Source organism: Serratia sp. BNK-33-b (assembly GCF_048684565.1).
GTDB lineage: Bacteria > Pseudomonadota > Gammaproteobacteria > Enterobacterales > Enterobacteriaceae > Serratia > Serratia marcescens.
Genome location: NZ_JBLQTZ010000001.1, coordinates 208,667 through 234,910, shown reverse-complemented (window position 1 = coordinate 234,910; position 26,244 = coordinate 208,667). Strand labels below are relative to the sequence as shown.

Below are 26,244 nucleotides of genomic sequence, written 5' to 3'. Positions count from 1 at the left end.
CTTACTTCTTCTTAGCCTCTTTGGTACGCACGACTTCGTCGGCGTAACGAACACCCTTGCCTTTGTAAGGCTCAGGACGACGGTAAGCGCGCAGATCTGCTGCTACCTGGCCAATTACCTGCTTATCAGCGCCTTTCAGCACGATTTCAGTTTGGCTTGGGCATTCAGCAGTGATACCTGCCGGCAGCTGGTGATCGATAGGGTGAGAGAAGCCCAGGGCCAAATTCACCACGTTGCCTTTAACGGCAGCACGATAACCAACACCTACCAGTTGAAGCTTCTTGGTGAAGCCTTCGGTAACACCAACAACCATTGCGTTCAGCAGAGCGCGCGTGGTACCCGCTTGGGCCCATGCGTTAGCAAAACCTTCGCGCGGAGCGAAAGTCAGTGCGTTAGCTTCTTGCTTCACTTCAACGGCGTCGTGGATAGTACGAGTCAACTCGCCGTTTTTACCCTTAATCGAAATAACCTGACCGTTGAGTTTTACCTCTACGCCGGCAGGAATGACGACGGGTGCTTTTGCAACACGAGACATTCTTTCCTCCCGAATTAAGCTACGTAGCAGATAATCTCGCCACCCAGACCAGCCTGGCGAGCTGCACGATCGGTCATAACACCTTTAGAGGTAGAAACAACAGCGATACCCAAACCGGCCATAACTTTTGGCAGCTCATCTTTTTTCTTGTAGATGCGCAGACCTGGACGGCTGATACGTTGAATGCTTTCTACCACAGCTTTGCCCTGGAAGTACTTCAGTACCAGTTCCAGAACAGGCTTGGCGTCGCCTTCGATTTTGAAATCTTCAATAAAACCTTCTTCCTTCAGCACGTTGGCAATTGCCACTTTCAGCTTGGAGGAAGGCATGGTGACCGCAACTTTGTTCGCGGCTTGACCGTTACGGATACGGGTCAGCATATCCGCGATCGGATCTTGCATGCTCATCTGTCTTTACTCCCGTGATTCAATTGGTAATTACCAGCTAGCCTTTTTCAAGCCTGGTACTTCACCGCGCATAGCGGCTTCACGAAGCTTAATACGGCTCAACCCGAATTTGCCCACATAACCATGTGGACGGCCAGTTTGGCGGCAGCGTTTACGCTGACGAGACGGGCTGGAATCACGCGGCAGAGTTTGCAGCTTGAGAACGGCATTCCAACGATCTTCATCGGATGCGTTCACATCAGAGATAATAGCTTTCAGTTCAGCGCGTTTTGCAAAGAACTTGTCAGCTAATTTCACGCGCTTGACTTCGCGTGCTTTCATTGATTGCTTAGCCATCAGTAACCCTGCCTTACTTGCGGAACGGGAAGTTAAAAGCAGCCAGCAGCGCGCGGCCTTCATCATCAGATTTCGCAGTAGTGGTAATGGTAATATCCAAACCACGAACGCGATCGACTTTGTCGTAGTCGATTTCTGGGAAGATGATTTGCTCACGCACGCCCATGCTGTAGTTGCCACGGCCATCGAATGACTTGGCGGACAGGCCACGGAAGTCACGGATACGTGGAACAGCAATGGAGATCAGACGCTCAAAGAACTCCCACATGCGTTCGCCACGCAGAGTTACTTTACAGCCGATCGGATAGCCCTGACGGATTTTGAAGCCTGCAACGGATTTGCGGGCTTTGGTGATCAACGGTTTTTGACCGGAGATGGCTGCCAGGTCCGCTGCTGCGTTATCCAGCAGTTTCTTGTCAGCAATCGCTTCACCAACACCCATGTTCAGGGTGATCTTCTCGACCCGAGGGACTTGCATGACAGAGTTGTAATCAAACTGAGACATCAGTTGTTTGACTACCTCGTCTTTGTAGTAATCATGCAGTTTCGCCATCGTATTACTCCAAATTACTTGATAGTTTCGCTGTTAGATTTGAAGAAACGGACTTTTTTGCCGTCTTCGAATCTAAAGCCTACACGGTCAGCCTTGCCGGTAGCCGCGTTGAAGATAGCAATGTTAGAAACCTGAATTGCAGCTTCTTTCTCAACAATGCCGCCTGGTTGGTTCAGAGCCGGAACCGGCTTCTGGTGTTTCTTAACCAGGTTGATGCCTTCAACAATGACCTTGCCAGCAGACAGGACATTTTTTACTTTACCGCGCTTACCTTTGTCTTTCCCGGTAATCACGATAACTTCGTCATCACGACGGATCTTCGCTGCCATGTTCGCTCCTTAGAGTACTTCTGGTGCCAGAGAGATAATTTTCATGAACTTCTCATTACGCAGTTCACGAGTTACCGGCCCAAAAATACGCGTACCGATTGGCTGCTCGCTGTTATTGTTCAAAATAACGCATGCATTGCCATCGAAGCGAATGACAGAACCGTCCGGGCGACGTACACCCTTCTTGGTGCGCACCACTACCGCCTTCAGAACATCGCCTTTCTTCACCTTACCGCGAGGAATTGCTTCCTTGATGGTAATTTTGATGATGTCGCCGACGCCTGCGTAGCGACGGTGCGAGCCACCTAGAACCTTGATACACATTACGCGACGTGCACCGGAGTTGTCGGCGACGTTCAGCATAGTCTGTTCTTGGATCATTTTAGTGCTCCGCTAATGTCAACTACTACTTTAAAGACCCAAGTAAAAATTAGGCCGTTGAAAAGCCCCATAACCGAGGGCGCAGCATTATAACACCGCTTACTTGGTATGGGTAGAAAAAATAAACGGCTCATTTTCTGAGCCGTTTATTAAGTGAGAGCCAGCTACTCTATTACAGAATCGCTTTCTCTACAACGCGAACCAACGTCCAGGACTTGGTCTTGGACAGTGGGCGGCATTCGCGGATTTCCACCACGTCGCCGGTACCACATTCGTTGTTCTCGTCATGTACGTGCAGCTTGGTCGTACGTTTGATGAATTTCCCGTAGATTGGGTGCTTCACAGTACGCTCGATAGCAACAACGATGGATTTCTCCATTTTATCGCTAACAACACGACCCTGCAGGGTACGGATAACTTCAGTCATTTACACACCCGCCTTTTGAGTCAGTAAAGTCTTAACGCGTGCGACGTCACGACGCACTTGTTTCAACAGGTGAGTTTGTTGCAGCTGGCCACTGGCCGCCTGCATGCGCAAGTTGAATTGCTCACGCAGCAGGTTGAGCAGCTCGGCATTCAGCTCTTCAACGCTTTTTTCACGCAGCTCTTGTGCTTTCATTACATCACCGTCTTAGTTACAAAGGTGGTTTTGATCGGCAGTTTCGCTGCTGCCAGTTTGAATGCCTCGCGGGCAACCTCTTCTGGCACGCCGTCCATTTCGTACAGGACCTTACCAGGCTGGATCAGGGCAACCCAATACTCCACGTTACCCTTACCTTTACCCATACGCACTTCCAGCGGCTTCTCGGTGATCGGTTTGTCCGGGAATACACGGATCCAGATCTTGCCTTGACGCTTAACTGCACGAGTCATTGCACGACGAGCTGCTTCGATTTGACGAGCAGTCAGACGGCCACGGCCAACAGCTTTCAGACCGAAAGTGCCGAAGCTAACATCCGTACCTTGCGCCAGACCACGGTTGCGGCCCTTGTGCACCTTACGGAATTTTGTACGCTTTGGTTGTAACATCAGCGACTCTCCTTACTTGCGGCCTTTACGCTGCTGCTTTTTAGGTTGAGCAGCCGGTTCCGGTTGTTCAACTGCAGCCATACCACCCAGGATCTCACCTTTGAAGATCCATACCTTAACGCCGATTACACCATAAGTGGTGTGCGCTTCAGATGTGTTGTAGTCGATGTCCGCACGCAGAGTGTGCAATGGAACACGACCTTCGCGGTACCATTCGGTACGTGCGATTTCAGCGCCGCCAAGACGGCCGCTTACTTCAACTTTGATACCTTTAGCGCCAAGACGCATTGCGTTCTGTACTGCACGCTTCATAGCACGACGGAACATAACGCGACGTTCCAGCTGAGAAGTGATGCTGTCAGCAACCAATTTAGCGTCGAGTTCCGGTTTACGGACTTCGGCGATGTTGATCTGTGCAGGAACGCCAGCGATGTCCGCTACGACCTTGCGCAGTTTTTCGACGTCTTCACCTTTCTTGCCGATAACGATGCCTGGGCGAGCAGTGTGAATGGTCACACGGATGCTCTTCGCAGGACGCTCGATAACGATGCGAGAAACGGAAGCTTTCGACAGTTCCTTAGTCAGGAATTGACGAACTTTAAAGTCGCTGTCCAGGTTGTCAGCGAATTCTTTGGTATTCGCATACCAAGTAGAGTTCCAAGGTTTGACAATACCCAGGCGAATACCATTAGGATGTACTTTCTGACCCATTGCTAGTCTCCAGAGTCTCAGCGATCGGACACAACCACAGTAATGTGGCTGGTGCGCTTCAGGATGCGATCTGCACGACCTTTTGCACGCGGCATAATGCGCTTCATGCTTGGGCCTTCGTCTACGAAGATTTTCGTAACTTTCAGATCATCGATGTCAGCGCCATCGTTGTGTTCTGCGTTAGCAATGGCAGACTCCAGCACTTTCTTAACCAGACCAGCAGCTTTCTTGTTGGTGTAGGTCAGAGTTTCCAGAGCTTGCGACACTTTCTTACCGCGAATCAGGTCAGCAACAAGGCGAACCTTCTGAGCAGAAGAACGAGCGTGGCGATGTTTAGCGATAGTTTCCATCTCTTCCTCCTACCTTAGCGCTTTTTAGCTTTTTTATCAGCCGCATGGCCGCGATAAGTACGAGTCGGCGCGAATTCACCCAGTTTGTGACCGACCATTTCATCGGAAACGAACACTGGTACGTGCTGACGACCATTATGGACAGCGATGGTCAAACCGATCATGTTAGGAAAGATCGTTGAACGACGGGACCAAGTGCGCAAAGGCTTCTTGTCACCGCTTTCCACCGCTTTCTCTACCTTCTTCAGCAAGTGCAGGTCAATAAAAGGACCTTTCTTGAGAGAACGTGGCATGGCTTATCCTCTAATTATTTTTTGCTACGGCGACGTACGATGAACTTATCAGTACGCTTGTTGCTACGGGTCTTCTTACCTTTGGTCTGAACGCCCCACGGAGTTACCGGGTGCTTACCAAAGTTACGACCTTCACCACCACCGTGCGGGTGATCTACCGGGTTCATCGCCGTACCGCGAACGGTAGGACGAACACCACGCCAACGTGCAGCACCTGCTTTACCCAGAACGCGAAGCATGTGTTCAGCGTTACCGACTTCACCCAGGGTGGCGCGGCAATCAGCTGGAACTTTACGCATTTCGCCGGAGCGCAGACGCAGAGTTACGTAGGAACCATCACGAGCAACGATCTGAACGTAGGCACCAGCGGAGCGAGCCATCTGGCCGCCTTTACCTGGTTTCATTTCTACGTTGTGAACCGTTGAACCAACTGGAATGTTGCGCATCGGCAGGGTGTTACCCGCTTTGATTGCAGCATCAACGCCAGATTGAATCTGGTCACCAGCTTTCAGGCCTTTCGGCGCCAGGATGTAACGGCGTTCGCCGTCTTTGTACAGAACCAGCGCGATGTTCGCGGAACGGTTCGGATCGTACTCCAGACGCTCAACCACAGCAGGGATACCGTCTTTGTTGCGCTTGAAGTCAACCAGACGATAATGTTGCTTGTGGCCACCACCGATATGACGGGTGGTGATACGGCCATTGTTGTTACGACCACCGCTTTTGCTCAGTTTTTCCAGCAGCGGGGCATAAGGTTTACCCTTGTGCAGCTCAGGGTTAACCACTTTAACAACGTGGCGACGACCCGGAGATGTAGGTTTACATTTAACAATTGCCATTGTTCTTACTCCTCCGACTTACTCTGCGCCGCCGATGAAGTCCAGATTCTGGCCTTCTTTCAGGGTGACGTAAGCTTTTTTCCAGTCGCTACGACGACCAACACGCTGACCGTGACGCTTCACTTTCCCTTTAACTACCAGGGTGTTCACGTCTTTGACTTCGACTTCAAACAGTTTCTGCACTGCAGCTTTGATTTCTGCTTTGGTCGCGTCTTTGGCAACTTTGAGAACGATGGTGTTGCTTTTTTCCATCGCAGCGGATGCTTTTTCAGATACGTGCGGTGCACGCAGCACTTTCAGCAAACGTTCTTCACGGATCATGCCAGCATCTCCTCAACTTGCTTCACAGCATCAGCAGTCATAACCACTTTGTCGAAGGCGATCAGGCTAACCGGATCGATACCTGCTACATCGCGCACGTCAACCTTGTACAGGTTGCGAGCTGCCAGGAACAGATTCTCATCCAGTTCACCGGTCACGATCAGCACGTCTTCCAGAGCCATATCTTTCAGTTTCTGTGCCAGCAGCTTAGTTTTAGGCGCTTCTACAGAGAACTTCTCGACAACGATCAGACGATCTTGACGTACCAGTTCGGACAGGATGCTTTTCAGCGCGCCGCGGTACATCTTTTTGTTTACTTTCTGACTGTGGTCCTGTGGCTTAGCAGCAAAGGTCACGCCGCCTGAACGCCAGATCGGGCTCTTTACAGAACCTGAACGCGCACGGCCGGTGCCTTTCTGACGCCATGGCTTTTTGCCGGAACCAGTTACTTCAGCACGGGTCTTCTGAGCACGAGTACCTTGACGGGCACCTGCTGCATAAGCAACAACAACCTGGTGTACCAGCGCTTCGTTGAAATCACGACCGAAGGTAGTTTCGGAAACAGTCAGCGCGCTTTGCGCGTCTTTCAATACTAATTCCATTGCTATCCCCTTACGCCTTCACAGCTGGTTTAACGATCAGGTTGCCACCGGTTGCGCCCGGTACAGCACCCTTAACCAGCAGCAGGTTGCGCTCAGCGTCAACACGTACTACGTCCAGGCTTTGAACGGTTACGCGCTCATCACCCAGGTGGCCAGCCATTTTCTTGCCTTTGAACACTTTGCCCGGAGTCTGGTTCTGACCGATAGAACCCGGAACGCGGTGAGACAAGGAGTTACCGTGGGTAGCGTCTTGGGTACGGAAGTTCCAGCGCTTAACAGTGCCAGCAAAACCTTTACCTTTAGAAGTACCGGTAACATCGACTTTTTTAACGTCAGCGAAGATTTCTACGCTAATTTCCTGACCTGCAGCGAATTCTTGACCTTCTTCCAGGCGGAATTCCCACAGACCACGGCCAGCTTCAACGCCAGCTTTAGCGAAATGGCCCGCTTCCGGCTTGGTTACACGGTTAGCTTTTTTGCTACCAGTGGTAACCTGAACGGCACGGTAACCGTCGGTGTCCAGGCTTTTAACCTGAGTCACGCGGTTCGCTTCAATTTCAATTACGGTTACTGGGATAGAAACGCCATCTTCAGTGAAGATACGGGTCATACCCACTTTTTTACCGACTAAACCAATCATTGTTTCAACCTCTCAATCGCTCAATGACCTGATTAACCCAGGCTGATCTGCACGTCTACACCGGCAGCCAGATCCAGACGCATCAGAGCATCAACGGTTTTCTCGGTTGGCTCAACGATGTCAACCAGACGCTTGTGAGTGCGAATCTCGTACTGATCGCGCGCGTCTTTGTTGACGTGCGGAGAGATCAGAACGGTAAAGCGCTCTTTGCGAGTTGGCAGCGGGATCGGACCACGGACTTGCGCACCAGTGCGCTTTGCAGTCTCGACGATTTCCGCGGTTGATTGATCGATCAGACGATGATCAAACGCTTTCAGGCGGATACGGATTCTTTGGTTCTGCATGAGACCAGAGCTCCAATTATTTATAAACGTAAATAATTACTCCTCACACCCATTTCGATTGATGGGGGAGTGTAATCGTCAACATATAACCCCCATATCGGGAGTATTGTTCGAAAGGCAAAAAAGGCCTGCCAATCGACTGATTCGCTAAAATCAGGCTTACCAAGATTAGGTAAGCCCGCGCATTATACGCAAAATGGCCCAGGAAGCAAGCCGCAGTTGGAAATATGCTCAGGAAATCGTCATTTTTGCGCTTTCAGCGACGGTCACGGGATGAAGGCGGCGATCAAGGTATGAATTATGCTTGGCGGGCAGCTCCCCTGCCCCACCGTAAAAACGGTCACCGGCAGGAGAGGCGATGACGAACGGAAGGCAGGCTTACTCTTTGCGCTCTAAAATCTGGGCCTGGGCATAGTTTTGAATGCCGAGGCGAGCGATCAGATCCAGCTCGGTTTCCAGCCAGTCGATATGCTCTTCTTCATCGGCCAGAATGTCGATCATCAAATCACGGCTGACATAATCGTGAATCGAGTCGGCGTAGGCGATACCTTCGCGCAGGTTCTTGGCACCCGCCAATTCCAGCGCCAGATCGGAACGCAGCATCTCTTCAATGTCTTCGCCGATGTTCAGCTTGCCGAGGTCTTGCAGATTAGGTATTCCTTCCAGGAACAGGATGCGTTCAATGTAGCGATCGGCATGTTTCATTTCGTCGATCGACTCGTGGTATTCCTTATCGTTGAGGCGCATTAAACCCCAATTCTTGAACATGCGGGCGTGCAGGAAATATTGATTGATGGCAACCAGCTCGTTGCCGAGCAGTTTGTTGAGGTGAGCAATGATCTTTTTATCGCCTTTCATAGGTAACTCCTCCTGGCCAGTTCTAAAAGTGTAGAACCTGTAAGCCAAGAGTCAAAAATAACCTTACCCTTTGTTAGGCAACTTCATGCATTGGGATGATAGTTCCGCGTTCCTCCACCATAATCTGTCTTGCCTGACGAATGCACTTTCCACAATCGGTACCAATCGGCACAAGTTCACGCAGTTGCTTCATGGTATGGGGGTTGTGCTGACGCACCGCATTACGGATCGCTTTGTCAGTCACCGCATTACACAGACATACATACATAAAGAGACTCACTTCTTAACCAATGCATTGAGTCTAAATAGGAATGGTTTTTATTTCAATTAAGATTTGTACAAATTGCATAAAAAAAGGGCACCTAAGTGCCCTTTTTTGTGTCGAAAAATTATTCGCGATTAAGCGATAACTTTAGCAACAACACCAGCGCCTACAGTACGGCCGCCTTCACGGATTGCGAAACGCAGACCGTCGTCCATCGCGATTGGGTGAATCAGGGTTACAACCATGTTCACGTTGTCGCCTGGCATTACCATCTCTACGCCTTCTGGCAGTTCGATGGTACCGGTCACGTCAGTGGTACGGAAGTAGAACTGTGGACGGTAGCCTTTGAAGAATGGCGTGTGACGACCACCTTCATCTTTGCTCAGGATGTACACTTCAGATTCGAACTGGGTGTGCGGCTTGATGGAGCCTGGCTTAGCCAGTACCTGACCACGTTCGATTTCTTCACGTTTGATACCACGCAGCAGAACACCTACGTTCTCACCAGCACGGCCTTCGTCCAGCAGTTTGCGGAACATTTCAACGCCAGTACAGGTAGACTTAACGGTGTCTTTGATACCAACGATTTCAACTTCTTCGCCAACTTTGATGATACCGCGCTCAACACGACCGGTAACAACGGTACCACGACCGGAGATGGAGAATACGTCTTCGATTGGCAGCAGGAACGGCTTGTCGATAGCACGCTCTGGCTCTGGGATGTAGCTGTCCAGGGCTTCGGCCAGTTCGATGATTTTCGCTTCCCACTCAGCTTCGCCTTCCAGCGCTTTCAGCGCGGAACCGCGGATCACCGGCAGGTCGTCGCCTGGGAAGTCGTAAGCGGACAGCAGTTCGCGAACTTCCATTTCTACCAGTTCCAGCAGCTCTTCATCATCTACCATGTCGCATTTGTTCATGAATACGATGATGAAAGGAACGCCAACCTGACGACCCAGCAGGATGTGCTCACGAGTCTGAGGCATTGGGCCGTCAGTCGCAGCTACTACCAGGATCGCGCCGTCCATCTGAGCAGCACCGGTGATCATGTTTTTCACGTAGTCGGCGTGCCCTGGGCAGTCAACGTGCGCGTAGTGACGAGTCGGGGTGTCATACTCAACGTGAGAGGTGTTGATGGTGATACCACGAGCTTTTTCTTCTGGCGCGTTATCGATCTGGTCGAAAGCACGTGCAGAACCGCCGTAGGTTTTAGCCAGTACGGTAGTGATCGCTGCAGTCAGGGTAGTTTTACCGTGGTCAACGTGGCCGATAGTACCAACGTTAACGTGCGGTTTTGTACGTTCAAATTTTTCTTTAGACACGGCTATATTCCTTACTATAGCGCTCTCCCCTTCTGGAGAGAGCACGGGACTTTGGTTTTAACCCTGCGGCTTATTTGCCACGGGCTTCGATTACGGCCTGAGCGACGTTGTTCGGTGCATCATCATACTTCAGGAATTCCATGGTGTATGATGCGCGACCTTTAGTCAGAGAACGCAGCTGAGTTGCGTAGCCGAACATTTCGGACAACGGTACTTCAGCGTGGATCTTAACGCCAGTCACTTCAGATTCCTGACCGCGCAGCATGCCGCGACGACGGCTCAAGTCACCGATAACGTCACCGGTGTTCTCTTCTGGAGTCTCAACTTCAACCTTCATGATAGGCTCAAGCAGAACTGGTTTCGCTTTCTTAAAGCCTTCTTTAAAGGCGATAGACGCGGCCAGTTTAAACGCCAGTTCAGAGGAGTCAACGTCGTGGTAAGAACCGAAGTGCAGACGAATACCCATGTCTACTACCGGGTAACCAGCCAACGGACCAGACTTCAGCTGCTCCTGGATACCTTTATCAACGGCAGGGATGTATTCGCCAGGAATTACACCACCTTTGATGTCGTTGATGAACTCGTAACCTTTCGGGTTAGAGCCCGGCTCCAGTGGGTACATGTCGATCACAACGTGACCGTACTGACCGCGACCACCAGACTGCTTGGCGTGCTTACCTTCAACATCGGTAATCTTCGCGCGAATCGCTTCGCGGTAAGCTACCTGAGGTTTGCCCACGTTAGCTTCAACGTTGAATTCACGCTTCATGCGGTCAACGATGATGTCGAGGTGCAGTTCACCCATACCGGCGATGATGGTCTGGTTAGACTCTTCGTCAGTCCATACGCGGAATGACGGGTCTTCTTTAGCCAGACGGCCCAGAGCCAGACCCATTTTTTCTTGGTCAGCTTTGGTTTTTGGTTCAACGGCGATAGAGATTACCGGCTCAGGGAATTCCATACGCTCCAGGATGATTGGAGAGTCTGGATCACACAGGGTGTCCCCGGTGGTCACGTCTTTCAGACCGATCGCAGCGGCGATGTCACCTGCGCGAACTTCTTTGATCTCTTCACGCTTGTTGGCGTGCATCTGAACGATACGGCCGAAACGCTCGCGCGCAGCCTTAACGGAGTTCAGCACGGTGTCGCCGGAGTTAACAACGCCGGAGTACACGCGGAAGAAGGTCAGGTTACCCACGAACGGGTCGGTAGCGATTTTGAACGCCAGCGCAGAGAACGGCTCGTCATCACTTGCGTGACGCTCAGCCGGAGTGTCTTTGCCATCGTCCAGGATACCGTTGATCGCAGGAACGTCAGTTGGTGCCGGCAGGTATTCGATTACCGCATCCAGCATCGCCTGTACGCCTTTGTTCTTGAACGCAGAACCACAAGTAACCAGGATGATTTCGTTGTTCAGCACGCGCTGACGCAGAGCGGATTTGATTTCTTCCTCGGTCAGCTCTTCGCCGCCCAGGTATTTTTCCATCAGCTCTTCGGAAGCTTCCGCAGCGGACTCGATCAGGTTCTGGCGCCATTCTTCAGCCAGATCCATCATGTCAGCCGGCACGTCTTCGTATTCGAAGGTTACGCCTGCGTCTTCTTCGTTCCAGTTGATCGCCTTCATCTTCACCAGGTCGATAACGCCGGTGAATTTGTCTTCTGCGCCGATAGCCAGCTGCAGAGGAACAGGGTTGGCGCCCAGACGAGATTTGATCTGGCCAACAACTTTCAGGAAGTTAGCCCCCATGCGGTCCATTTTGTTAACGAACGCGATACGTGGCACTTTGTATTTGTTAGCCTGACGCCATACGGTTTCAGACTGTGGCTGAACACCACCAACAGCACAGTAAACCATTACCGCGCCATCCAGCACACGCATGGAACGTTCTACTTCGATGGTGAAGTCAACGTGCCCTGGGGTGTCGATGATGTTTACGCGATGCGGTTCGAACTGCTTGGCCATACCAGACCAGAAGGCAGTAGTCGCTGCAGAAGTGATGGTAATACCACGCTCCTGCTCCTGTTCCATCCAGTCCATGGTGGCAGCGCCGTCATGAACTTCACCGATTTTGTGGTTTACACCGGTGTAGAACAGAATACGTTCGGTAGTGGTGGTTTTACCGGCGTCGATGTGAGCACTGATACCGATGTTACGGTAGCGTGCAATGGGTGTTGTACGAGCCATTTGATTCCTCTATTCCTAGGGCGTTCAAGTTCAGTTAACCCAAGCGGGCCGATTTGACGCGCCCGCTTGGTTAGCATGACTACAGCCGGGTGATTACCAGCGGTAGTGGGCGAACGCCTTGTTGGCTTCGGCCATACGGTGAACGTCTTCACGCTTCTTAACAGCAGAACCTTTGTTCTCTGCTGCGTCAGACAGCTCGTTCGCCAGGCGCAGAGCCATGGATTTATCACCGCGTTTACGTGCAGCATCAACGATCCAACGCATTGCCAGAGCATTACGACGAACCGGGCGGACTTCAACTGGTACCTGATAAGTAGAACCGCCAACGCGACGCGACTTAACTTCTACAGTCGGGCGAACGTTGTCGAGAGCGACTTCGAAAGCTTCCAGGTGATCTTTACCAGAACGCTGAGCCAGGGTCTCCAGCGCGGTATAGACGATTGCTTCTGCAGTAGATTTTTTACCGTCTACCATCAGGATATTTACAAATTTGGCCAGCAGCTCAGATCCGAACTTAGGATCTGGCAGGATTTTACGTTGGCCGATTACGCGACGACGTGGCATGGAAATACTCCGTTGTTAATTCAGGATTGTCCAAAACTCTACGAGTTTATTTTGACATTAAAGTTAAAACGTTTGGCCTTACTTAACGGAGAACCATTAAGCCTTTGGCTTCTTCACGCCGTACTTGGAACGAGCTTGCTTACGGTCTTTAACACCGGAGCAGTCAAGTGCACCACGGACGGTGTGGTAACGCACACCTGGCAAGTCTTTTACACGACCGCCACGGATCAGGATTACGGAGTGTTCCTGCAGGTTGTGGCCTTCGCCACCGATGTAGGAAGTCACTTCGAAACCGTTGGTCAAACGCACACGGCAAACTTTACGCAGTGCGGAGTTTGGTTTTTTCGGGGTAGTGGTGTATACGCGGGTGCATACGCCACGTTTCTGCGGGCAGGCTTCCAGCGCTGGAACGTTGCTTTTAGCAGCCTTCACAGAGCGTGGTTTGCGAACCAGCTGGTTAATTGTTGCCATTAAAAAAGCTCCTGGTTTTTGCTTCGTACTAGCTTCGTAAACATGTGATAAATCCCCTCGTATGCACTATTGGCAAAGTACGAGGACGCAGAATTTTAGGGCTGACCAGTATGGGTGTCAAGAAATATACAACATCACTCTCATTACCAGGCCATTTGGCTGCGGTGTTGTTCGGTTAATTCAACGAAGTGATTATAGCCGACGACAGTGATTTTGTGCGAAAAATGACCAACCAATCCCCGGGCTTCCAGGTCGTCCTGCAACGCATAAAGGGATATGGGGGCGGCGAGCAGCAATTCAAGATGGGCGCTGCCGGCAAGGCCTGCAAGCACGCCGTCCTGCAACAGCAGCAGCGCGTCGCCCTCCGCCGTCAGGCGCAGCAGCGCAGGTAAGTCACATTGGTTTGGCGAATGGCTCAGGGTATACAGCATCAGAGGATCCTAAAACGTCATCACGGCGTCGTAGCCGGCAAGCTCGCGGCGCAGTTCGTCCGGCGCCAGTACTTCCGCATCCAGCACCCAATCGTTCACCTGGCTCAATCCGCGTTCCTGCAGTGAAGCCTGGCACAGATAGCACCGCTCCACGTCATACAGCGGCAGCACGCCGAAGGTGGCAATGTAATTGCGCGCCAAAATCTTTTCCGGTTGCTGGCCCGGCAACAGCTGCAATACGCCATCGCCGACAAAAAACACCCCCACATCTTCACTGAGCGCCGACGTGGCGAGCAGCGCATCCAGCCCTTCCCTGCCGCTGGCGCCGCCGTGCGGCCCATGGGTGAAAACAAAAGCGACTCGTTTCATCCTATCCTCAGAACTGTACCAGACGGTCGCAACTTAGCGACGCTTCGGCCAGGGAACCCAGCCCGCTCAGGGTAAAACCGGGCTGCAGGTTGGCGCTTGCCAGCCCCTGCTGCGCCGCCTCCCGCTCGTCGGTGACGCCGCGGCGCAACGCGGCGGCCACGCAGACGTTGAGCGCCACGCCGTGTTGCTGAGCCAGCTGCGCCCAACCGCGCACCAGGTCGAACTCATCGCTGGCGGGCGCGGTCAGCTGGTTGGCGTTCAACACCCCTTCACGGTAGAAAAAGACGCTGGAAAGCCGGTGCCCTTTCGCCAGCAGGGCCAGCGCGAACTGATAGGCGCTGCTGGCCTGCTGCGTGCCGTAAGCCGGGCCGGTGACCAACAGACAATAATCGAGCATCAACGGTCGCTTCCCAACAGATCGCCGCTCTTGAACTGGCGGATGTACAAATACACGGTGTGTTTGGAGATATTCAGGCGATCCGCCACCTGATTGATCGCATCCTTGATGTCGAAGATGCCTTTCTCATAGAGGTTGAGCACTACCTGGCGGTTCTTGGCATTATTGGATACCGAGCGATCGGCATTCACCTCTTCGATGGTGAACTCCAGCGTCTGCGCCACCAGATCGTCGACTGAAGACGCGAAATTCACCGACGACGGCACGTCCTGCGTGGCCGGCGGCATAAAGGTCTGCATGATCTGCGAGAACGGCACATCGAGGTTCATGTTGATGCACAACAAACCGATTACCCGCTGTTCGCGATTGCGAATGGCGATGGTCACCGACTTCATCAGCACGCCGCTCTTGGCACGGGTGAAGTAGGCTTTCGACACGCTGCTGTCGTCGCCGGCCATGTCGTGCAGCATGCGCAGCGCCAGGTCGGTGATCGGCGAACCGATTTTACGCCCGGTATGTTCCCCGTTGGCGATGCGCACCGCTGAGCTGTTCAGATCTTCCAGCGCGTGCAATACGATCTCGCAGTGGCCGCCGATCAACATCGCCAGCCCATCGACCACCGCTTCATAGGATTTCAGGATTTCATGATCCGTTTGAGTAAACGGACGTTCATTCAGCAAATCAAGTTCGCTGGCTTCGCTGGATAAAAGCGAATTCGACATCGAAGATACCACCCTCATAGATCGCCTGTGCCAGGGGGCGCAGCTAAAACCGCTCGGACCGGATCGCTGCCGTCGTCGGCACGCCGCAGCGCGGCTGGCTGAGAGCAGCATAAACGGCACGATGACATCCGCGGGCGAGGCGGCCGGGAACAATTTTAGGTACACGCCCTAAGGGGCAGACGCATGACTGATAAGTCAGAATTATTAGTCTAGCAAAGCGACCGGAGCAAAGTCCTTGCGTTTGCGCGTGGTATTGACGTTAAGCCCGATGCCCGGCAGGCGTCAAGCGTTCAATGGAGAGAGAGGCGGCGGCGGCCGAAATGAAAACCGCCGCGGAGGGCATCCGCGGCGGTGGCAAACAGAGCGACGAGATTATTTCGCTTTGGCGTCTGCTTTCGCGTCAGCCGGTTTTTCGGCTTTAGCGTCGGCTTTCGGCGCCGCTTTCACGTCCAGCAGCTCAACGTCGAACACCAGCGTGGAGTTAGCCGGGATGCCCGGAACGCCGGTTTTGCCGTAGGCCAATGCCGGCGGGATCACCAGCTTGATTTTGCCGCCTTTCTTGATGTGCTTCAGGCCTTCGGTCCAGCCAGGGATCACGCCGTCCAGACGGAACGACAGCGGCTCGCCGCGGGTGTAGGAGTTATCGAACTCGGTACCGTCGGTCAGGGTGCCCTTGTAGTTTACTACCACGGTGTCGCTGTCTTTCGGCGCTTCACCCGCGCCCGGTTTCTCTACCTGGTACAGCAGGCCGGATTCAGTTTTCTTCACGCCCTTTTCTTTAGCGAAGCTGTCGCGGTACTTGGCGCCTTTGGTTTCGTTGTCCTTGGCGTCCTGTTCCATCTTCGCCTGAGCGGAAGCCTTCACGCGCGCTTCGAAGCCCTGCAGGGTCTTCTCGATGTCGGCGTCATTCAGCTTGCTCTTGTTGGCGAACGCGTCCTGAACGCCGGCGATCAGCTGATCTTTGTCCAGCTTGATGCCCAGCTTCTCTTGCTCTTTCAGAGAGTTGTCCATGTAACGGCCGAGAGACGCACCCAGTGCGTAAGCGGCTTGCTCGTCGTCGTTTTTGAACTTGCCGGTGCTCGGTGCTGCCGCCGCGTCTGCTGGTTTAGCGGCTTCTGCCGGTTTGGCGGCATCGGCTGCCATGACCTGGGTCGCATTCAGAGCAAAAGCCATGGTGGTTGCCAGAAGCGTGACTTTAAACAAAGATTTCATCCATTTCTCCAGTGTCTGAAGCAATGCCCCAAACAATCATTAGGTAAGATAACCGGGCTACTATAGCTGCCTGAAACAAAACAAAACAGTCGCACAGGTAACCAATCGAGTCAAAGTGTGACTCCCGCTTTGCCAAGAAGTTTCCCCCTGCGTGCTACTCGCATGATAAATCAGATTTTTCTTGCAGAATATTCGGCGAGGTTAGCAAAAAACGGCGTATCGGGCGTGCAACTTTTCAGCACTTTACACTGCCGATCGCAACGTTGCGCGCCGCCTGGAGAAATAGCGCGAGCAAACCCGGCGTCAGCTGTTACCATAGCGCCGAATCAGGATTTTATCGCGTCAGAGGTAGCCTCATGCACAACGCCGACATTCAACGCCTGCTACAACGGCTTGAAGAACTGGAGAGCCGTCAGGCCTTCCAAGAGCTCACCATCGAAGAGCTCAACCAGACCGTCATCCAGCATCAAATGGAAATGCTGAAGATGCGCGAACACCTGCGCATGTTGACCGACAAGCTGCGCTCGACCCAAACCTCAATGATCGCCTCGCAATCGGAAGAAACCCCTCCGCCGCACTATTGAGGGCCCGCTGTACGGTTATTTCAGGCGTGCCAGCCCTTCGACGGCACGCTCGAGATACCGGCGCGGGCACCCCAGGTTGATGCGGATAAAACCGCTCCCCTGCGGGCCGAAACCGCTGCCCATCGACGGCGCCAGCTTCGCCACCGCCACCAGCGCCTGCTGTAAGTCAGCATCGTTCAAACCCAGTGCACGGCAATCCAGCCAGGCGAGATAGGTCCCTTCAGCCTGGGTCATCGAGCACCAGGGCGCGGCGGCCGCCAGCGCCCGCTCAAACCAACGCCGATTCTCCGCCAGGTAGCCGAGCAGCTCATCAAGCCAGGCAGCGCCCCGTTGATAGGCCGCGGTCGCCGCCGTCATCGACAGCGCGTTGAATACATCCAGCCCGTGGGCGTTCAGCCGATCGACAAACCCCTGCCGCAGCCGGGCGTTGGGGATCAGGAAATTCGAAATGCGCAGCGAGGAAAGGCCGAAGGTTTTGCTGGCGGACGTCGCCGCAATCGCTCGCTCGCGATATTTCTCGTCCAGGTGCAACACCGACGTAAACGTCTCGCCGGGCAGCAGCAGATCGGCCCAAATTTCATCGGAGATCACCGTGACGTCGTGGGCATGGCAAAGCGCCATGAGCCGCTCCAGTTCATCGCGGCGCCAGCAACGGCCTGTCGGATTGTGCGGATTGCACAGCAACAACAGCGGCGGTTTACGCTGCGCCAGACAGGCAGCCAACTGGTCGAAATCGATCCGATATCCCTGCGGAGTTTCCAACAGAGGATTCTCAAGCACCTCTCGGCCGTTCATGGTGACTATCTTGGCGAACGAGCCATAATACGGCCCCTGCACCACCACGCCGTCCCCCGGCTTGCTGAGCAGTTGGATCAGCATCGCCAATCCGGGCACCACCCCTTCAATCGACGTAAACCACTCGCGCCGCAGCGGCAAGTCGTGCCGCTTGGCGAACCAGTCGATCGCCGCCTGATAGTAGGCGTCGTCGCGTTCGCTGTAGCCAAAGACGCCGTGCTCCACCCGCTGATGCAGCGCCTGTTGCACCTCTGGCGGACATGGAAAATCGAAATCGGACACCCACATCGGCAACAGTTCGCTGCCATCCAGTTGCAGATAGCGGTCGATGAAGTCCCACTTCACGGAGCTGGTGTTGTGGCGATCGATGATGGCGTTGAAATGACTCGTCATGTCAGGCTTCCTTACGCTGCAAGTCGTTCTGAGGTTGAAGTTTGGCGATACCGAAGCCGGTGAACCCATAAATCAGGGCGAACACCACCGCGGCATAACATTGGATCGCCCACGGCAGCAGATCGAGCGTGCTGACTCCCAGCGTGGTCGCCATGTAAATACCGGCGGCCGTCCACGGGATCAGCGGCTCGATAACGGTGCCCGCATCTTCGACGGTGCGCGACAGGTTTTTGTTGTCCAGCCCCATGCGTCGATAGGCGCCTTTGAACAGCTCCGCCGGGATCAGCAGCGCCAGCTTGCCGTCACTGGTCGCGCCGGTCACCAGGATGGTGGTGGCAACGGTAGCGGCGATCAGTTGACCGGTGGTGTGCACCACTTTCAGCAGCCGGCTGATGATCACCGTCAGCGCGCCGGTCAGCGTCAAGGCGCCGGCGAAGGAAAAGGCGCAGAACACCAGCAGGATCGTACTCATCATCGAGAACATGCCGCCGCGGTTCAGCAGGCGCGGCACATCGGCGACAATCCCTTCGACGTTATGGCCCTGGCTGGCGAACATCGACAGATTGAAACCGTCCATCAACGCATTCAGCCCCTGTTGCAGGCTAAAACCCTGCAGCGCGACGCCGATGGCGATCGCCAGCGCGCAGGCGGCCAGCATGACGGGGATCACCGGCCGTTTGGTCACCGCGCCCCACAGCACCAGCACCGGCGGCAGGATCAACAGCAGATTGAAATGGTACAACCCCTCAAGCGCGCTGACGATTTCGGTCACTTTTTCCGGCGTTGCCACGCTGCCCACCGCGCCGGTGTGGCCGGCGATCAGGTACACCACGGCGGCCAGGATGAAGCTCGGCAGCGTCGTGTACATCAGATGCTGGATATGGCTGTAGAGATCGGTATCCGCGACGATAGCCGCGAAGTTCGTCGAATCGGACAACGGCGAAATTTTGTCGCCGAAGTAGGCGCCGGACACCACAGCCCCGGCCGCGGCAGCCAGCGGCACGTCCAGACCGGCGGCCACGCCCATCAGCGCCACGCCCACGGTGCCGGCCGCCCCCCACGAGGTGCCGGTGCACACCGAGATCACGCTGGTGATGAAGAACGCGGCGATCAGAATGTATTGCGGGCTAATCAGCTTCAGCCCCCAATACACCATGTAAGGGATTGTGCCGCTGATCATCCAGGTGCCGATCAGGCCGCCCACGCAGATCAGGATCATGATCACCGGCATCGCCTTAGCCAGCTTGGCCACGATGGCCTCGATGATGTCATCCCAGCGGTAGCCTTGCCACCAGGCCAACGCGGCGGCGATGGCGGCGGAAACCAGCAGCAGCGGTTCAATGCGCAGGCCAAACTGGCCATAGCCGATGATGAGCAGCAACAGCATGGCCACAATCGGCAGCGTCGCCAGCCCAAGGTTGAGCGTTTTCTTATTATCCATATACGGCTCCTGTTGAAGAGGGGGTACTGCAACAGCGTAATGGCTTCGGTAATCGGAGGATGTGAGCGCAGGCCACTGGCCATGTAATCGGTTTCATGAGATGGCGTTATGTGAACCGCCTCTCATTCGCCGCGCTTGCTTTGCTCAGGCCTCTCACCATCGGCGACGGAGTCTCGCAGGATAAGTTCGGCCGAAAAGCGGTTGTTCTGCGGCGCGACGTCGCTGCCGCTGTGGATTTGTAGCGCCAGACGCGCGGCACGTCGGGCCATTTTCTCTATGGGGTAATGCACGGTGGTCAACGCGGGGTGGAGGTATTTCGCCAGGGCAATGTCGTCAAAACCGACGATCGACAGCGCTTCAGGCAACGGAACTTGCCGTTGGTGGCAGGTGCGCATCATGCCGGCGGCCATCACGTCGTTGAACGTCACTGCGGCGGTGAAGCGTTGGTCGCTGGCCAGCACGCGCTCGGCCGCCAGTTCGCCCCCTCTTTCATTGAAGGGTACGCTGATGATCCAACTGCCGGGCACCTCAATGCCGCCGGCGGCCATGGCCTGGCGGTAACCCGCTAACCGCTGCGCGCGGTCGTCGATCGGCAGATCCGTCGTCACGCAGGCGATTCTCCGATGCCCCTGACGAATGAGCAGCTTGGTCGCCGCCTGCGCCGCCTTGGCATTGTCGAGCCAAATACAACGATTGGCGATGGCCGGCAGGTAGCGATTGATCAGCACCAGCGCGGGCGTGTGGGCGGCGTAGCGCAGCAGGTCCTCTTCTCCCATGCGCGTGACGTGCGCCACAATGGCTTCACATCCCTGATTGATGAGAAAGTCGAGGCCGCTTTTTTCCAGTTCGGCCTGATGCCCGCCGCTGCACAACATCAAACGCACGCCGGCCTGCCGCGTGATGTCTTCCACGCCCCGCGCCAGGCGTGAGAAAAACGGATCGTCGAGGTTGCCGGTCAGCAACCCCAGCATATTGCCGCTTCTTTTCGCCAGCGCCAGCGCGGCGGCGTTGCGGTGGTAGTTAAACTCGCGCATCGCTTTCTCGACGCGTTCGCGGGTCACCGGTTCAACGTAGGCGGTATTATTGATCACCCGGCTGACGGTGGCCGTGGAAACGCCGGCGCGGCGCGCAACGTCTTTCATGGTGGCCATGGCATGTCCTGTTGTGCCGTTCGGCGCCTGGTGCGCCGCGCATAAAAAAGGGCAGCCAATGGCCGCCCTCTTGTCTCGGGATTGCGTTCTGCTTAGTGGCAGCCGCAACCGCCGTTACCGCAACCGCCTTTACCGTGGTCGTGACCATGGTCGTGATCGTGGCTGTGGCCATGACCGCCGCAGCAGCCTTCACCGTGCTCGTGGTGATGGTCGTGCTCGCCGTGTACGTGACCGTGCGCCAGCTCTTCTGCGGTCGCTTCGCGGATCGCGACAACTTCCACGTTGAAGTTCAGGTTTTGGCCGGCCAGCATGTGGTTGCCGTCAACCACCACGTGGTCACCGTCAACTTCGGTGATTTCAACCGGTACCGGGCCCTGATCGGTGTCAGCCAGGAAACGCATGCCGACCTGCAGTTCGTCAACGCCCATGAAGACGTCTTTCGGTACGCGCTGCACCAGGTTTTCGTCGTAGTTGCCGTACGCGTCGTTCGCGCCGACGTGAACGTCAAAACGATCGCCAACGTCGTGGCCTTCGAGCGCTTTTTCCAGACCTGCGATCAGAGAACCATGCCCGTGCAGATAGTCCAGCGGTGCGCTCACCGGAGACTCATCAACCAAAACACCGTCTTCTGTACGTACTTGGTAAGCCAGGCTGACCACCAAGTCTTTTGCTACTTTCATGATATCTCCTACCGTTGGCTACTAGGACGCGCACCGTTATCGGGATGCGCGCCTTTTCCGGACAGATTGTAACGGAAATCTGCCTCGCTGTACCCTCCGGGATAAAAAAACGCTACTTCGGCTGGAAAATGCCGATCACCTGCTCTTGCGGGCGAACGTGTTTTTCCACCTGTTGTTCGGTCTGGCGCTGATGGTGGCCGCACTTGACGCACTCCACCACTTCCACCTGATCCTCCCGCCATACCGCCAACGTATCCATGGCGCTACAGCTCGGGCACACCGCCCCGGCGATAAATCTCTTACGTGTTGCAGACATCGTTATGCTCCCGCTTATTCGTATTCGTCCCAGCCGTCGAACTGGCGACTTTCTTTTTGCATTTCGCGATGGAACAGCTCTTCCAGCTCGCGCCGCGCCTCTTTCACGCGGGAAATTTGCGCCACGTCGCCCTGATGCGGCGGCATCAGTTCACGCAGCATGCGCATATCCAGGCGGCGGAAATGCTGCTGGGCGCGGAAGGCCTGATGCGGGTGCATGCCCAACTCCATCAACGCCTTGCGCCCCAGTTCCAGCGCGCTGGAGAAGGTTTCGCGGCTGAACTGTTTCACGCCCGCCTGCAGCAGCTCATGCGCCTCCACGCGGCCGCGTGCCCGCGCCAGAATGCTCAGATTCGGGAAGTGCTGTTGGCACAACCGCACGATCTCCATGGTGTCTTCCGGCTCATTGCAGGTGATCACGATCGACTTGGCCTTTTCGGCGCCCGCCGCGCGCAACAGCTCCAGCTCGGTGGCGTCGCCGTAATAAACCTGATATCCGTAACGCCGCAGCACGCCGACGGCGCTGACATCGCGTTCCAGTACGGTAATGCGCATTTTGTTGGCCATCAACAGGCGGCCGATCACCTGGCCGAAACGCCCGAAGCCAACGATGATCACCTGCGGATCGTCGTCCTCTACGTACGGCGTCTCCTCGTCTTCGCCTTTGGCGTTGTAGCGGCGCGCCAAAATGCGGTCGATGGCCTGCATGAGTAGCGGCGTGGTCATCATCGACAGCGTCACCACCACCAGCAGCAAAGAGAGTTGATCCGGCTGCAGCACCTTTTGCGCGCCCGCCGCAGAAAACAGCACGAAGGCAAACTCGCCGCCCTGGCTGAGCACGCCGGCAAACTGCAGGCGCACCGAACTACGCAGGCCGAACAGCCGCGACACCCCGTAGAGCACGCCGGATTTGACCGCCACCAGCGCCAACACGCCGATCAACACCTCGGCCAGATGGGTGTAGAGCACGCCGATATTCAACACCATGCCCACCGAGATAAAGAACAGCCCCAGCAGCAGCCCTTTAAACGGCTCGATAGAAATCTCCAGCTCGTGGCGGTATTCGCTCTCCGCCAACAGCACCCCGGCGATGAAGGTGCCGAGCGCCATCGACAGGCCAAGCGTCTCCATAAACAGCGCCGAGCCGAGCACCAGCAACAGCGCCGCGGCAGTGAAGATCTCGCGCACGCCGGAAGCGGCGATATAGCGGAACAGCGGCCGCAGCAGGAAACGGCCGCCGATCAGCATGCCGCCAAACGCCGCCACCTTGAGCGCGATCTTCGCCCAGTCGTCGCTGGTGCCGCCGGCGCCGGCCAGAATGGGGATCAACGCCAGCGCCGGGATCACCGCCATATCCTGGAACAGCAGCACCGAGAAACCCAGCTGTCCGCCTTCGTTGCGGTTCATGCCCTTTTCGCGCATCAGCTGCAGCGCCATGGCGGTGGAAGACATCGCCAGGCCGATACCGCCGATCACCGCCGCCTGCCAGGCGAAGTGCGTCAGGTACAGCAGTGCGCCCAGCACCGCCGCGGTGATCAACACCTGGCCGGCGCCGGCGCCGAAAATCGAGCGCCGCAGCTCCCACAGCTTGCTGGGATTCAGCTCCAGGCCGATGATGAACATCAGGAACACCACGCCCAACTCGGAGAAGTGCAGGATCTCATCGACGTCGCGAATGAAGCCCAACCCCCACGGGCCGATGGCGATGCCGGCGATCAGATAGCCCAGCACCGCGCCAATCCCCAGACGACGAGCGATCGGCACCGTCACCACCGCGGCGAACAGGAACAGCAAAATGGCGGTCAGTAAGGTCGATCCTTCCATGATCACCGCCCTCCATGCGGCAGCGGGTGGCTCAGCCATTCCCCGTAGGCGTCCGCGTGGCTGCGCAGCACCTCCGGCTTTTGCCGCCGCGCCCAATAGACCACGAACGGCGTCAACCAGTGCATATGGCACATCCCGGCGGTCAACTCGAACGGCCGCAGGATATCTTCCATCGGATAGTGGTTATAACCGCCGGTGCGGTAGGCGCCTTCCGGCTCGCCGGTGGTGATCACCGAGCGCCAGTATTTGCCCGCCAGCGCATTGCCGCCCACGCCGCTGGCGAAGCCGCGCGCCAGCACGCGATCCAGCCACTCCTTCAGCAGCGCCGGGCAGCTGTAGGTGTACAGAGGGTGCTGAAACACGATGACCTGATGCTCACGCAGCAGCTGTTGTTCGTGATGGATATCGATAAAAAAATCAGGATAGTGCGCGTAGAGATCGTGCACGGTGACATGTTCCAACTGCTGCGCCGGTCGAAGCAAAACCCGGTTCGCCACCGAGTCATGAGATTCCGGATGGGCATACAGCAGCAAGACCTTGGGCGGCTGCGACATCATTCCCCTCCAAAGCGTCGTCAGGGTAGCGGTTTTCCGTTACCATGCATCGCAAAGACAAAAACAGCGCGCGGTGCGCGTTCTGTTACCTTAATGATAATTTAACATACTCTGAACATACGGCGCTTTATGATTGTATTCTCCTCGCTACAAATCCGACGCGGCATCCGCGTCCTGCTGGACAACGCCACGGCGACGGTTAATCCAGGTCAGAAGGTCGGCCTGGTGGGCAAAAACGGCTGTGGCAAATCCACGCTGTTGTCACTGCTGAAGGGCGAGATCGCGGCGGACGGCGGCAGCTTCACCTTCCCCGGCAACTGGGCGCTGGCCTGGGTCAACCAGGAGACGCCGGCGCTGGACGTGCCGGCGATCGAGTATGTTATCGACGGCGACCGCGAGTTTCGCCAGCTTGAAGCCGAGTTGCAGGCGGCCAACGATCGCAACGACGGCCACGCCATCGCCACCCTGCACGGCAAGCTGGACGCCATCGACGCCTGGACCATCCGCTCCCGCGCCGCCAGCCTGCTGCACGGTCTCGGCTTCTCCAACGAACAGTTGCAAAGCCCGGTGCGCGACTTTTCCGGCGGCTGGCGTATGCGTCTTAACCTGGCGCAGGCGCTGGTGTGCCGTTCCGACCTCCTGCTGCTCGACGAACCAACCAACCACCTGGATCTCGATGCGGTGATCTGGCTGGAGCGCTGGCTGAAAAACTATCCCGGCACGCTGGTGCTGATCTCGCACGATCGCGACTTCCTCGATCCGATTGTCGACAAAATCCTGCATATCGAACAGCAGACCCTGAACGAATACACCGGCAACTACTCGTCGTTCGAGCGCCAGCGCGCCACCAAATTGGCGCAGCAACAGTCGCTTTATCAGCATCAGCAAGAAAAAGTGGCGCACCTGCAAAGCTATATCGACCGTTTCCGCGCGCAGGCCACCAAGGCCAAGCAGGCGCAGAGCCGCATCAAGATGCTGGAGCGCATGGAGCTGATCGCCCCGGCGCACGTCGACAACCCGTTCACCTTCAGCTTCCGTCCGCCGGAAAGCCTGCCGAACCCGCTGCTGCGCATGGAAAAAGTCAGCGCCGGATATGGCGATAAAGTGATCCTGAAATCAATCAAGCTGAACCTGGTGCCCGGCTCGCGCATTGGCCTGCTCGGCCGCAACGGCGCCGGGAAATCGACGCTGATCAAACTGCTGGCCGGCACCCTTGAGCCGCTGAGCGGCGAGATAGGTCTGGCGAAAGGCATCAAGCTGGGTTACTTCGCCCAGCACCAGCTGGAATTCCTGCGCGCCGACGAATCGCCGTTGCAGCACCTAAGCCGCATCGCCCCACGGGTGCTTGAGCAGCAGCTGCGGGATTACCTGGGCGGTTTCGGCTTCCAGGGCGACAAGGTCAGCGAAGTGACCGAACGTTTCTCCGGCGGCGAGAAGGCGCGGCTGGTGCTGGCGCTGATCGTCTGGCAGCGCCCTAACCTGCTGCTGCTCGATGAACCGACCAACCACCTGGATCTCGACATGCGTCAGGCGCTGACCGAGGCGCTGATCGATTTCGAAGGCGCGTTGGTGGTGGTATCGCACGACCGTCACCTGCTGCGTTCCACTACCGACGATCTGTACCTGGTACACGACGGTCAGGTCGAGCCTTTCGAGGGCGATCTCGACGACTACCAGCAGTGGCTTGTCGACCTGCAGCGCCAGGAAAGCCAGCAGGACGCACCGGAAAAAGAGAGCGGCGGCAACAGCGCGCAGGCGCGCAAGGATCAAAAACGCCGCGAGGCGGAGTTCCGTACGCAAACCCAACCGCTGCGCAAGCAGATCGCCAAGCTGGAACAGCAGATGGAAAAACTGGGCGCCGAGCTGGCGGCGGTGGAAGAGCAGTTGGCGGATCCCGCGCTGTACGGCATCAGCCGCAAGGCCGAACTGACCGACTGCCTGCAAAAGCAAAGCCAGGCCAAATCCGCGCTGGAAGAGACGGAAATGACCTGGCTGGATGCGCAGGAACAGCTGGAGCAGTTAACGCAGGCGTTCGACGCCTAAG

Annotated in this window: 37 protein-coding genes; 2 read left to right on the top strand and 35 right to left on the bottom strand. The window is 55.8% G+C overall.

The annotated features are described in order from the left end of the window. Position 1 precedes the first annotated feature (1 nt). From rplF to fkpA, 28 genes are all read right to left on the bottom strand, one after another. Positions 2-535, bottom strand: a complete 534-nt coding sequence (gene rplF, locus ACMGGK_RS01100) for a 50S ribosomal protein L6 (protein ID WP_004929751.1) — start codon at positions 533-535, stop codon at positions 2-4. Positions 536-549: 14 nt separating this feature from the next. Continuing rightward, the gene (rpsH, locus tag ACMGGK_RS01095; RefSeq protein WP_004929753.1) at positions 550-942 is read right to left on the bottom strand and encodes a 30S ribosomal protein S8; all 393 of its coding nucleotides are present in this window, start codon (positions 940-942) and stop codon (positions 550-552) included. Between the two features lie 30 nt (positions 943-972). Beyond that, positions 973-1,278 carry a 30S ribosomal protein S14 gene (gene rpsN, locus ACMGGK_RS01090; RefSeq protein ID WP_004929754.1) on the bottom strand — a complete coding sequence of 102 codons (306 nt, stop codon included), beginning with the start codon at positions 1,276-1,278 and terminating at the stop codon, positions 973-975. Positions 1,279-1,291: 13 nt separating this feature from the next. After that, complete coding sequence (gene rplE / locus ACMGGK_RS01085; protein WP_004929756.1) at positions 1,292-1,831, bottom strand: 50S ribosomal protein L5; 540 nt, start codon at positions 1,829-1,831, stop codon at positions 1,292-1,294. 14 nt (positions 1,832-1,845) lie between these two features. Continuing rightward, positions 1,846-2,160 (bottom strand): 50S ribosomal protein L24, encoded by a 315-nt coding sequence (gene rplX / locus ACMGGK_RS01080; protein WP_004929758.1) that lies wholly within the window; start codon positions 2,158-2,160, stop codon positions 1,846-1,848. A gap of 9 nt (positions 2,161-2,169) precedes the next feature. Then, on the bottom strand, positions 2,170-2,541 hold the full coding sequence (gene rplN / locus ACMGGK_RS01075) for a 50S ribosomal protein L14 (RefSeq protein WP_000613954.1): 372 nt from the start codon (positions 2,539-2,541) through the stop codon (positions 2,170-2,172). A gap of 172 nt (positions 2,542-2,713) precedes the next feature. Continuing rightward, positions 2,714-2,968, bottom strand: a complete 255-nt coding sequence (rpsQ, locus tag ACMGGK_RS01070; protein WP_004929760.1) for a 30S ribosomal protein S17 — start codon at positions 2,966-2,968, stop codon at positions 2,714-2,716. Next, entirely contained in the window at positions 2,969-3,160 is a 192-nt protein-coding gene (rpmC, locus tag ACMGGK_RS01065; protein WP_004929762.1) for a 50S ribosomal protein L29, read from the bottom strand. Next, a complete protein-coding gene (rplP, locus tag ACMGGK_RS01060) occupies positions 3,160-3,570 on the bottom strand; it encodes a 50S ribosomal protein L16 (protein ID WP_004929764.1) in 411 nt (136 codons plus the stop codon). The genes rpmC and rplP overlap by 1 nt, the downstream gene beginning before the upstream one ends. A gap of 12 nt (positions 3,571-3,582) precedes the next feature. Then, the gene (rpsC, locus tag ACMGGK_RS01055; protein WP_004929766.1) at positions 3,583-4,281 is read right to left on the bottom strand and encodes a 30S ribosomal protein S3; all 699 of its coding nucleotides are present in this window, start codon (positions 4,279-4,281) and stop codon (positions 3,583-3,585) included. 17 nt (positions 4,282-4,298) lie between these two features. Further along, the gene (gene rplV / locus ACMGGK_RS01050) at positions 4,299-4,631 is read right to left on the bottom strand and encodes a 50S ribosomal protein L22 (RefSeq protein ID WP_002223844.1); all 333 of its coding nucleotides are present in this window, start codon (positions 4,629-4,631) and stop codon (positions 4,299-4,301) included. A gap of 14 nt (positions 4,632-4,645) precedes the next feature. Next, entirely contained in the window at positions 4,646-4,924 is a 279-nt protein-coding gene (rpsS, locus tag ACMGGK_RS01045; protein WP_004929772.1) for a 30S ribosomal protein S19, read from the bottom strand. Positions 4,925-4,938: 14 nt separating this feature from the next. Next, complete coding sequence (gene rplB / locus ACMGGK_RS01040) at positions 4,939-5,763, bottom strand: 50S ribosomal protein L2 (protein WP_004929775.1); 825 nt, start codon at positions 5,761-5,763, stop codon at positions 4,939-4,941. Positions 5,764-5,781: 18 nt separating this feature from the next. Beyond that, the gene (gene rplW / locus ACMGGK_RS01035; protein ID WP_004929776.1) at positions 5,782-6,084 is read right to left on the bottom strand and encodes a 50S ribosomal protein L23; all 303 of its coding nucleotides are present in this window, start codon (positions 6,082-6,084) and stop codon (positions 5,782-5,784) included. Continuing rightward, the gene (gene rplD, locus ACMGGK_RS01030) at positions 6,081-6,686 is read right to left on the bottom strand and encodes a 50S ribosomal protein L4 (RefSeq protein WP_004929779.1); all 606 of its coding nucleotides are present in this window, start codon (positions 6,684-6,686) and stop codon (positions 6,081-6,083) included. The genes rplW and rplD overlap by 4 nt, the downstream gene beginning before the upstream one ends. A gap of 10 nt (positions 6,687-6,696) precedes the next feature. Further along, positions 6,697-7,326, bottom strand: coding sequence for a 50S ribosomal protein L3 (gene rplC / locus ACMGGK_RS01025; protein ID WP_015379265.1), 630 nt, complete (start codon positions 7,324-7,326; stop codon positions 6,697-6,699). Between the two features lie 32 nt (positions 7,327-7,358). Beyond that, the gene (gene rpsJ / locus ACMGGK_RS01020) at positions 7,359-7,670 is read right to left on the bottom strand and encodes a 30S ribosomal protein S10 (protein ID WP_001181005.1); all 312 of its coding nucleotides are present in this window, start codon (positions 7,668-7,670) and stop codon (positions 7,359-7,361) included. Positions 7,671-8,048: 378 nt separating this feature from the next. Beyond that, the gene (gene bfr / locus ACMGGK_RS01015) at positions 8,049-8,528 is read right to left on the bottom strand and encodes a bacterioferritin (RefSeq protein WP_004929784.1); all 480 of its coding nucleotides are present in this window, start codon (positions 8,526-8,528) and stop codon (positions 8,049-8,051) included. 73 nt (positions 8,529-8,601) lie between these two features. Next, positions 8,602-8,796, bottom strand: coding sequence for a bacterioferritin-associated ferredoxin (gene bfd, locus ACMGGK_RS01010; protein WP_015379266.1), 195 nt, complete (start codon positions 8,794-8,796; stop codon positions 8,602-8,604). A 131-nt stretch (positions 8,797-8,927) separates the two neighbouring features. Then, complete coding sequence (gene tuf / locus ACMGGK_RS01005; protein ID WP_015376315.1) at positions 8,928-10,112, bottom strand: elongation factor Tu; 1,185 nt, start codon at positions 10,110-10,112, stop codon at positions 8,928-8,930. Positions 10,113-10,182: 70 nt separating this feature from the next. Then, the gene (gene fusA / locus ACMGGK_RS01000) at positions 10,183-12,297 is read right to left on the bottom strand and encodes an elongation factor G (protein WP_028127620.1); all 2,115 of its coding nucleotides are present in this window, start codon (positions 12,295-12,297) and stop codon (positions 10,183-10,185) included. Between the two features lie 93 nt (positions 12,298-12,390). Continuing rightward, on the bottom strand, positions 12,391-12,861 hold the full coding sequence (gene rpsG / locus ACMGGK_RS00995) for a 30S ribosomal protein S7 (RefSeq protein WP_004956203.1): 471 nt from the start codon (positions 12,859-12,861) through the stop codon (positions 12,391-12,393). Between the two features lie 96 nt (positions 12,862-12,957). Then, positions 12,958-13,332: a 30S ribosomal protein S12 gene (gene rpsL / locus ACMGGK_RS00990; RefSeq protein ID WP_004930426.1), complete on the bottom strand. Its 375-nt coding sequence runs from the start codon at positions 13,330-13,332 to the stop codon at positions 12,958-12,960. Positions 13,333-13,475: 143 nt separating this feature from the next. Beyond that, a complete protein-coding gene (gene tusB, locus ACMGGK_RS00985; RefSeq protein WP_019456119.1) occupies positions 13,476-13,763 on the bottom strand; it encodes a sulfurtransferase complex subunit TusB in 288 nt (95 codons plus the stop codon). Between the two features lie 9 nt (positions 13,764-13,772). Then, positions 13,773-14,132 carry a sulfurtransferase complex subunit TusC gene (gene tusC / locus ACMGGK_RS00980; RefSeq protein ID WP_016930328.1) on the bottom strand — a complete coding sequence of 120 codons (360 nt, stop codon included), beginning with the start codon at positions 14,130-14,132 and terminating at the stop codon, positions 13,773-13,775. A gap of 7 nt (positions 14,133-14,139) precedes the next feature. Further along, positions 14,140-14,529: a sulfurtransferase complex subunit TusD gene (gene tusD / locus ACMGGK_RS00975; protein ID WP_016930329.1), complete on the bottom strand. Its 390-nt coding sequence runs from the start codon at positions 14,527-14,529 to the stop codon at positions 14,140-14,142. Beyond that, positions 14,529-15,251 (bottom strand): helix-turn-helix transcriptional regulator, encoded by a 723-nt coding sequence (locus ACMGGK_RS00970; RefSeq protein WP_004930418.1) that lies wholly within the window; start codon positions 15,249-15,251, stop codon positions 14,529-14,531. The genes tusD and ACMGGK_RS00970 overlap by 1 nt, the downstream gene beginning before the upstream one ends. Positions 15,252-15,623: 372 nt before the next feature. Beyond that, complete coding sequence (gene fkpA / locus ACMGGK_RS00965; RefSeq protein WP_016930330.1) at positions 15,624-16,463, bottom strand: FKBP-type peptidyl-prolyl cis-trans isomerase; 840 nt, start codon at positions 16,461-16,463, stop codon at positions 15,624-15,626. Between the two features lie 356 nt (positions 16,464-16,819). Here fkpA and ACMGGK_RS00960 point away from each other — a divergent pair, with 356 nt between their 5' ends. Beyond that, positions 16,820-17,047 carry a SlyX family protein gene (locus ACMGGK_RS00960; protein WP_004930414.1) on the top strand — a complete coding sequence of 76 codons (228 nt, stop codon included), beginning with the start codon at positions 16,820-16,822 and terminating at the stop codon, positions 17,045-17,047. Positions 17,048-17,062: 15 nt separating this feature from the next. Here ACMGGK_RS00960 and ACMGGK_RS00955 read toward each other — a convergent pair whose 3' ends face one another. The 7 genes from ACMGGK_RS00955 to kefG form a co-directional block, all read right to left on the bottom strand. Continuing rightward, positions 17,063-18,235, bottom strand: coding sequence for a MalY/PatB family protein (locus ACMGGK_RS00955; RefSeq protein WP_049300702.1), 1,173 nt, complete (start codon positions 18,233-18,235; stop codon positions 17,063-17,065). 1 nt (position 18,236) lies between these two features. Beyond that, positions 18,237-19,676 (bottom strand): Na+/H+ antiporter NhaC, encoded by a 1,440-nt coding sequence (nhaC, locus tag ACMGGK_RS00950; RefSeq protein ID WP_016930332.1) that lies wholly within the window; start codon positions 19,674-19,676, stop codon positions 18,237-18,239. A 122-nt stretch (positions 19,677-19,798) separates the two neighbouring features. Next, a complete protein-coding gene (locus ACMGGK_RS00945) occupies positions 19,799-20,827 on the bottom strand; it encodes a LacI family DNA-binding transcriptional regulator (protein WP_048796240.1) in 1,029 nt (342 codons plus the stop codon). A 92-nt stretch (positions 20,828-20,919) separates the two neighbouring features. After that, a complete protein-coding gene (slyD, locus tag ACMGGK_RS00940; RefSeq protein WP_004930407.1) occupies positions 20,920-21,507 on the bottom strand; it encodes a peptidylprolyl isomerase in 588 nt (195 codons plus the stop codon). A 112-nt stretch (positions 21,508-21,619) separates the two neighbouring features. Beyond that, positions 21,620-21,823 (bottom strand): YheV family putative zinc ribbon protein, encoded by a 204-nt coding sequence (locus ACMGGK_RS00935; RefSeq protein ID WP_015379274.1) that lies wholly within the window; start codon positions 21,821-21,823, stop codon positions 21,620-21,622. Between the two features lie 14 nt (positions 21,824-21,837). Beyond that, positions 21,838-23,646, bottom strand: coding sequence for a glutathione-regulated potassium-efflux system protein KefB (gene kefB / locus ACMGGK_RS00930; RefSeq protein WP_015379275.1), 1,809 nt, complete (start codon positions 23,644-23,646; stop codon positions 21,838-21,840). Between the two features lie 2 nt (positions 23,647-23,648). Then, positions 23,649-24,200, bottom strand: a complete 552-nt coding sequence (kefG, locus tag ACMGGK_RS00925) for a glutathione-regulated potassium-efflux system ancillary protein KefG (protein ID WP_028127618.1) — start codon at positions 24,198-24,200, stop codon at positions 23,649-23,651. A 129-nt stretch (positions 24,201-24,329) separates the two neighbouring features. Here kefG and ACMGGK_RS00920 point away from each other — a divergent pair, with 129 nt between their 5' ends. Next, on the top strand, positions 24,330-26,243 hold the full coding sequence (locus ACMGGK_RS00920) for an ABC transporter ATP-binding protein (RefSeq protein WP_420276621.1): 1,914 nt from the start codon (positions 24,330-24,332) through the stop codon (positions 26,241-26,243). Position 26,244 lies beyond the last annotated feature (1 nt).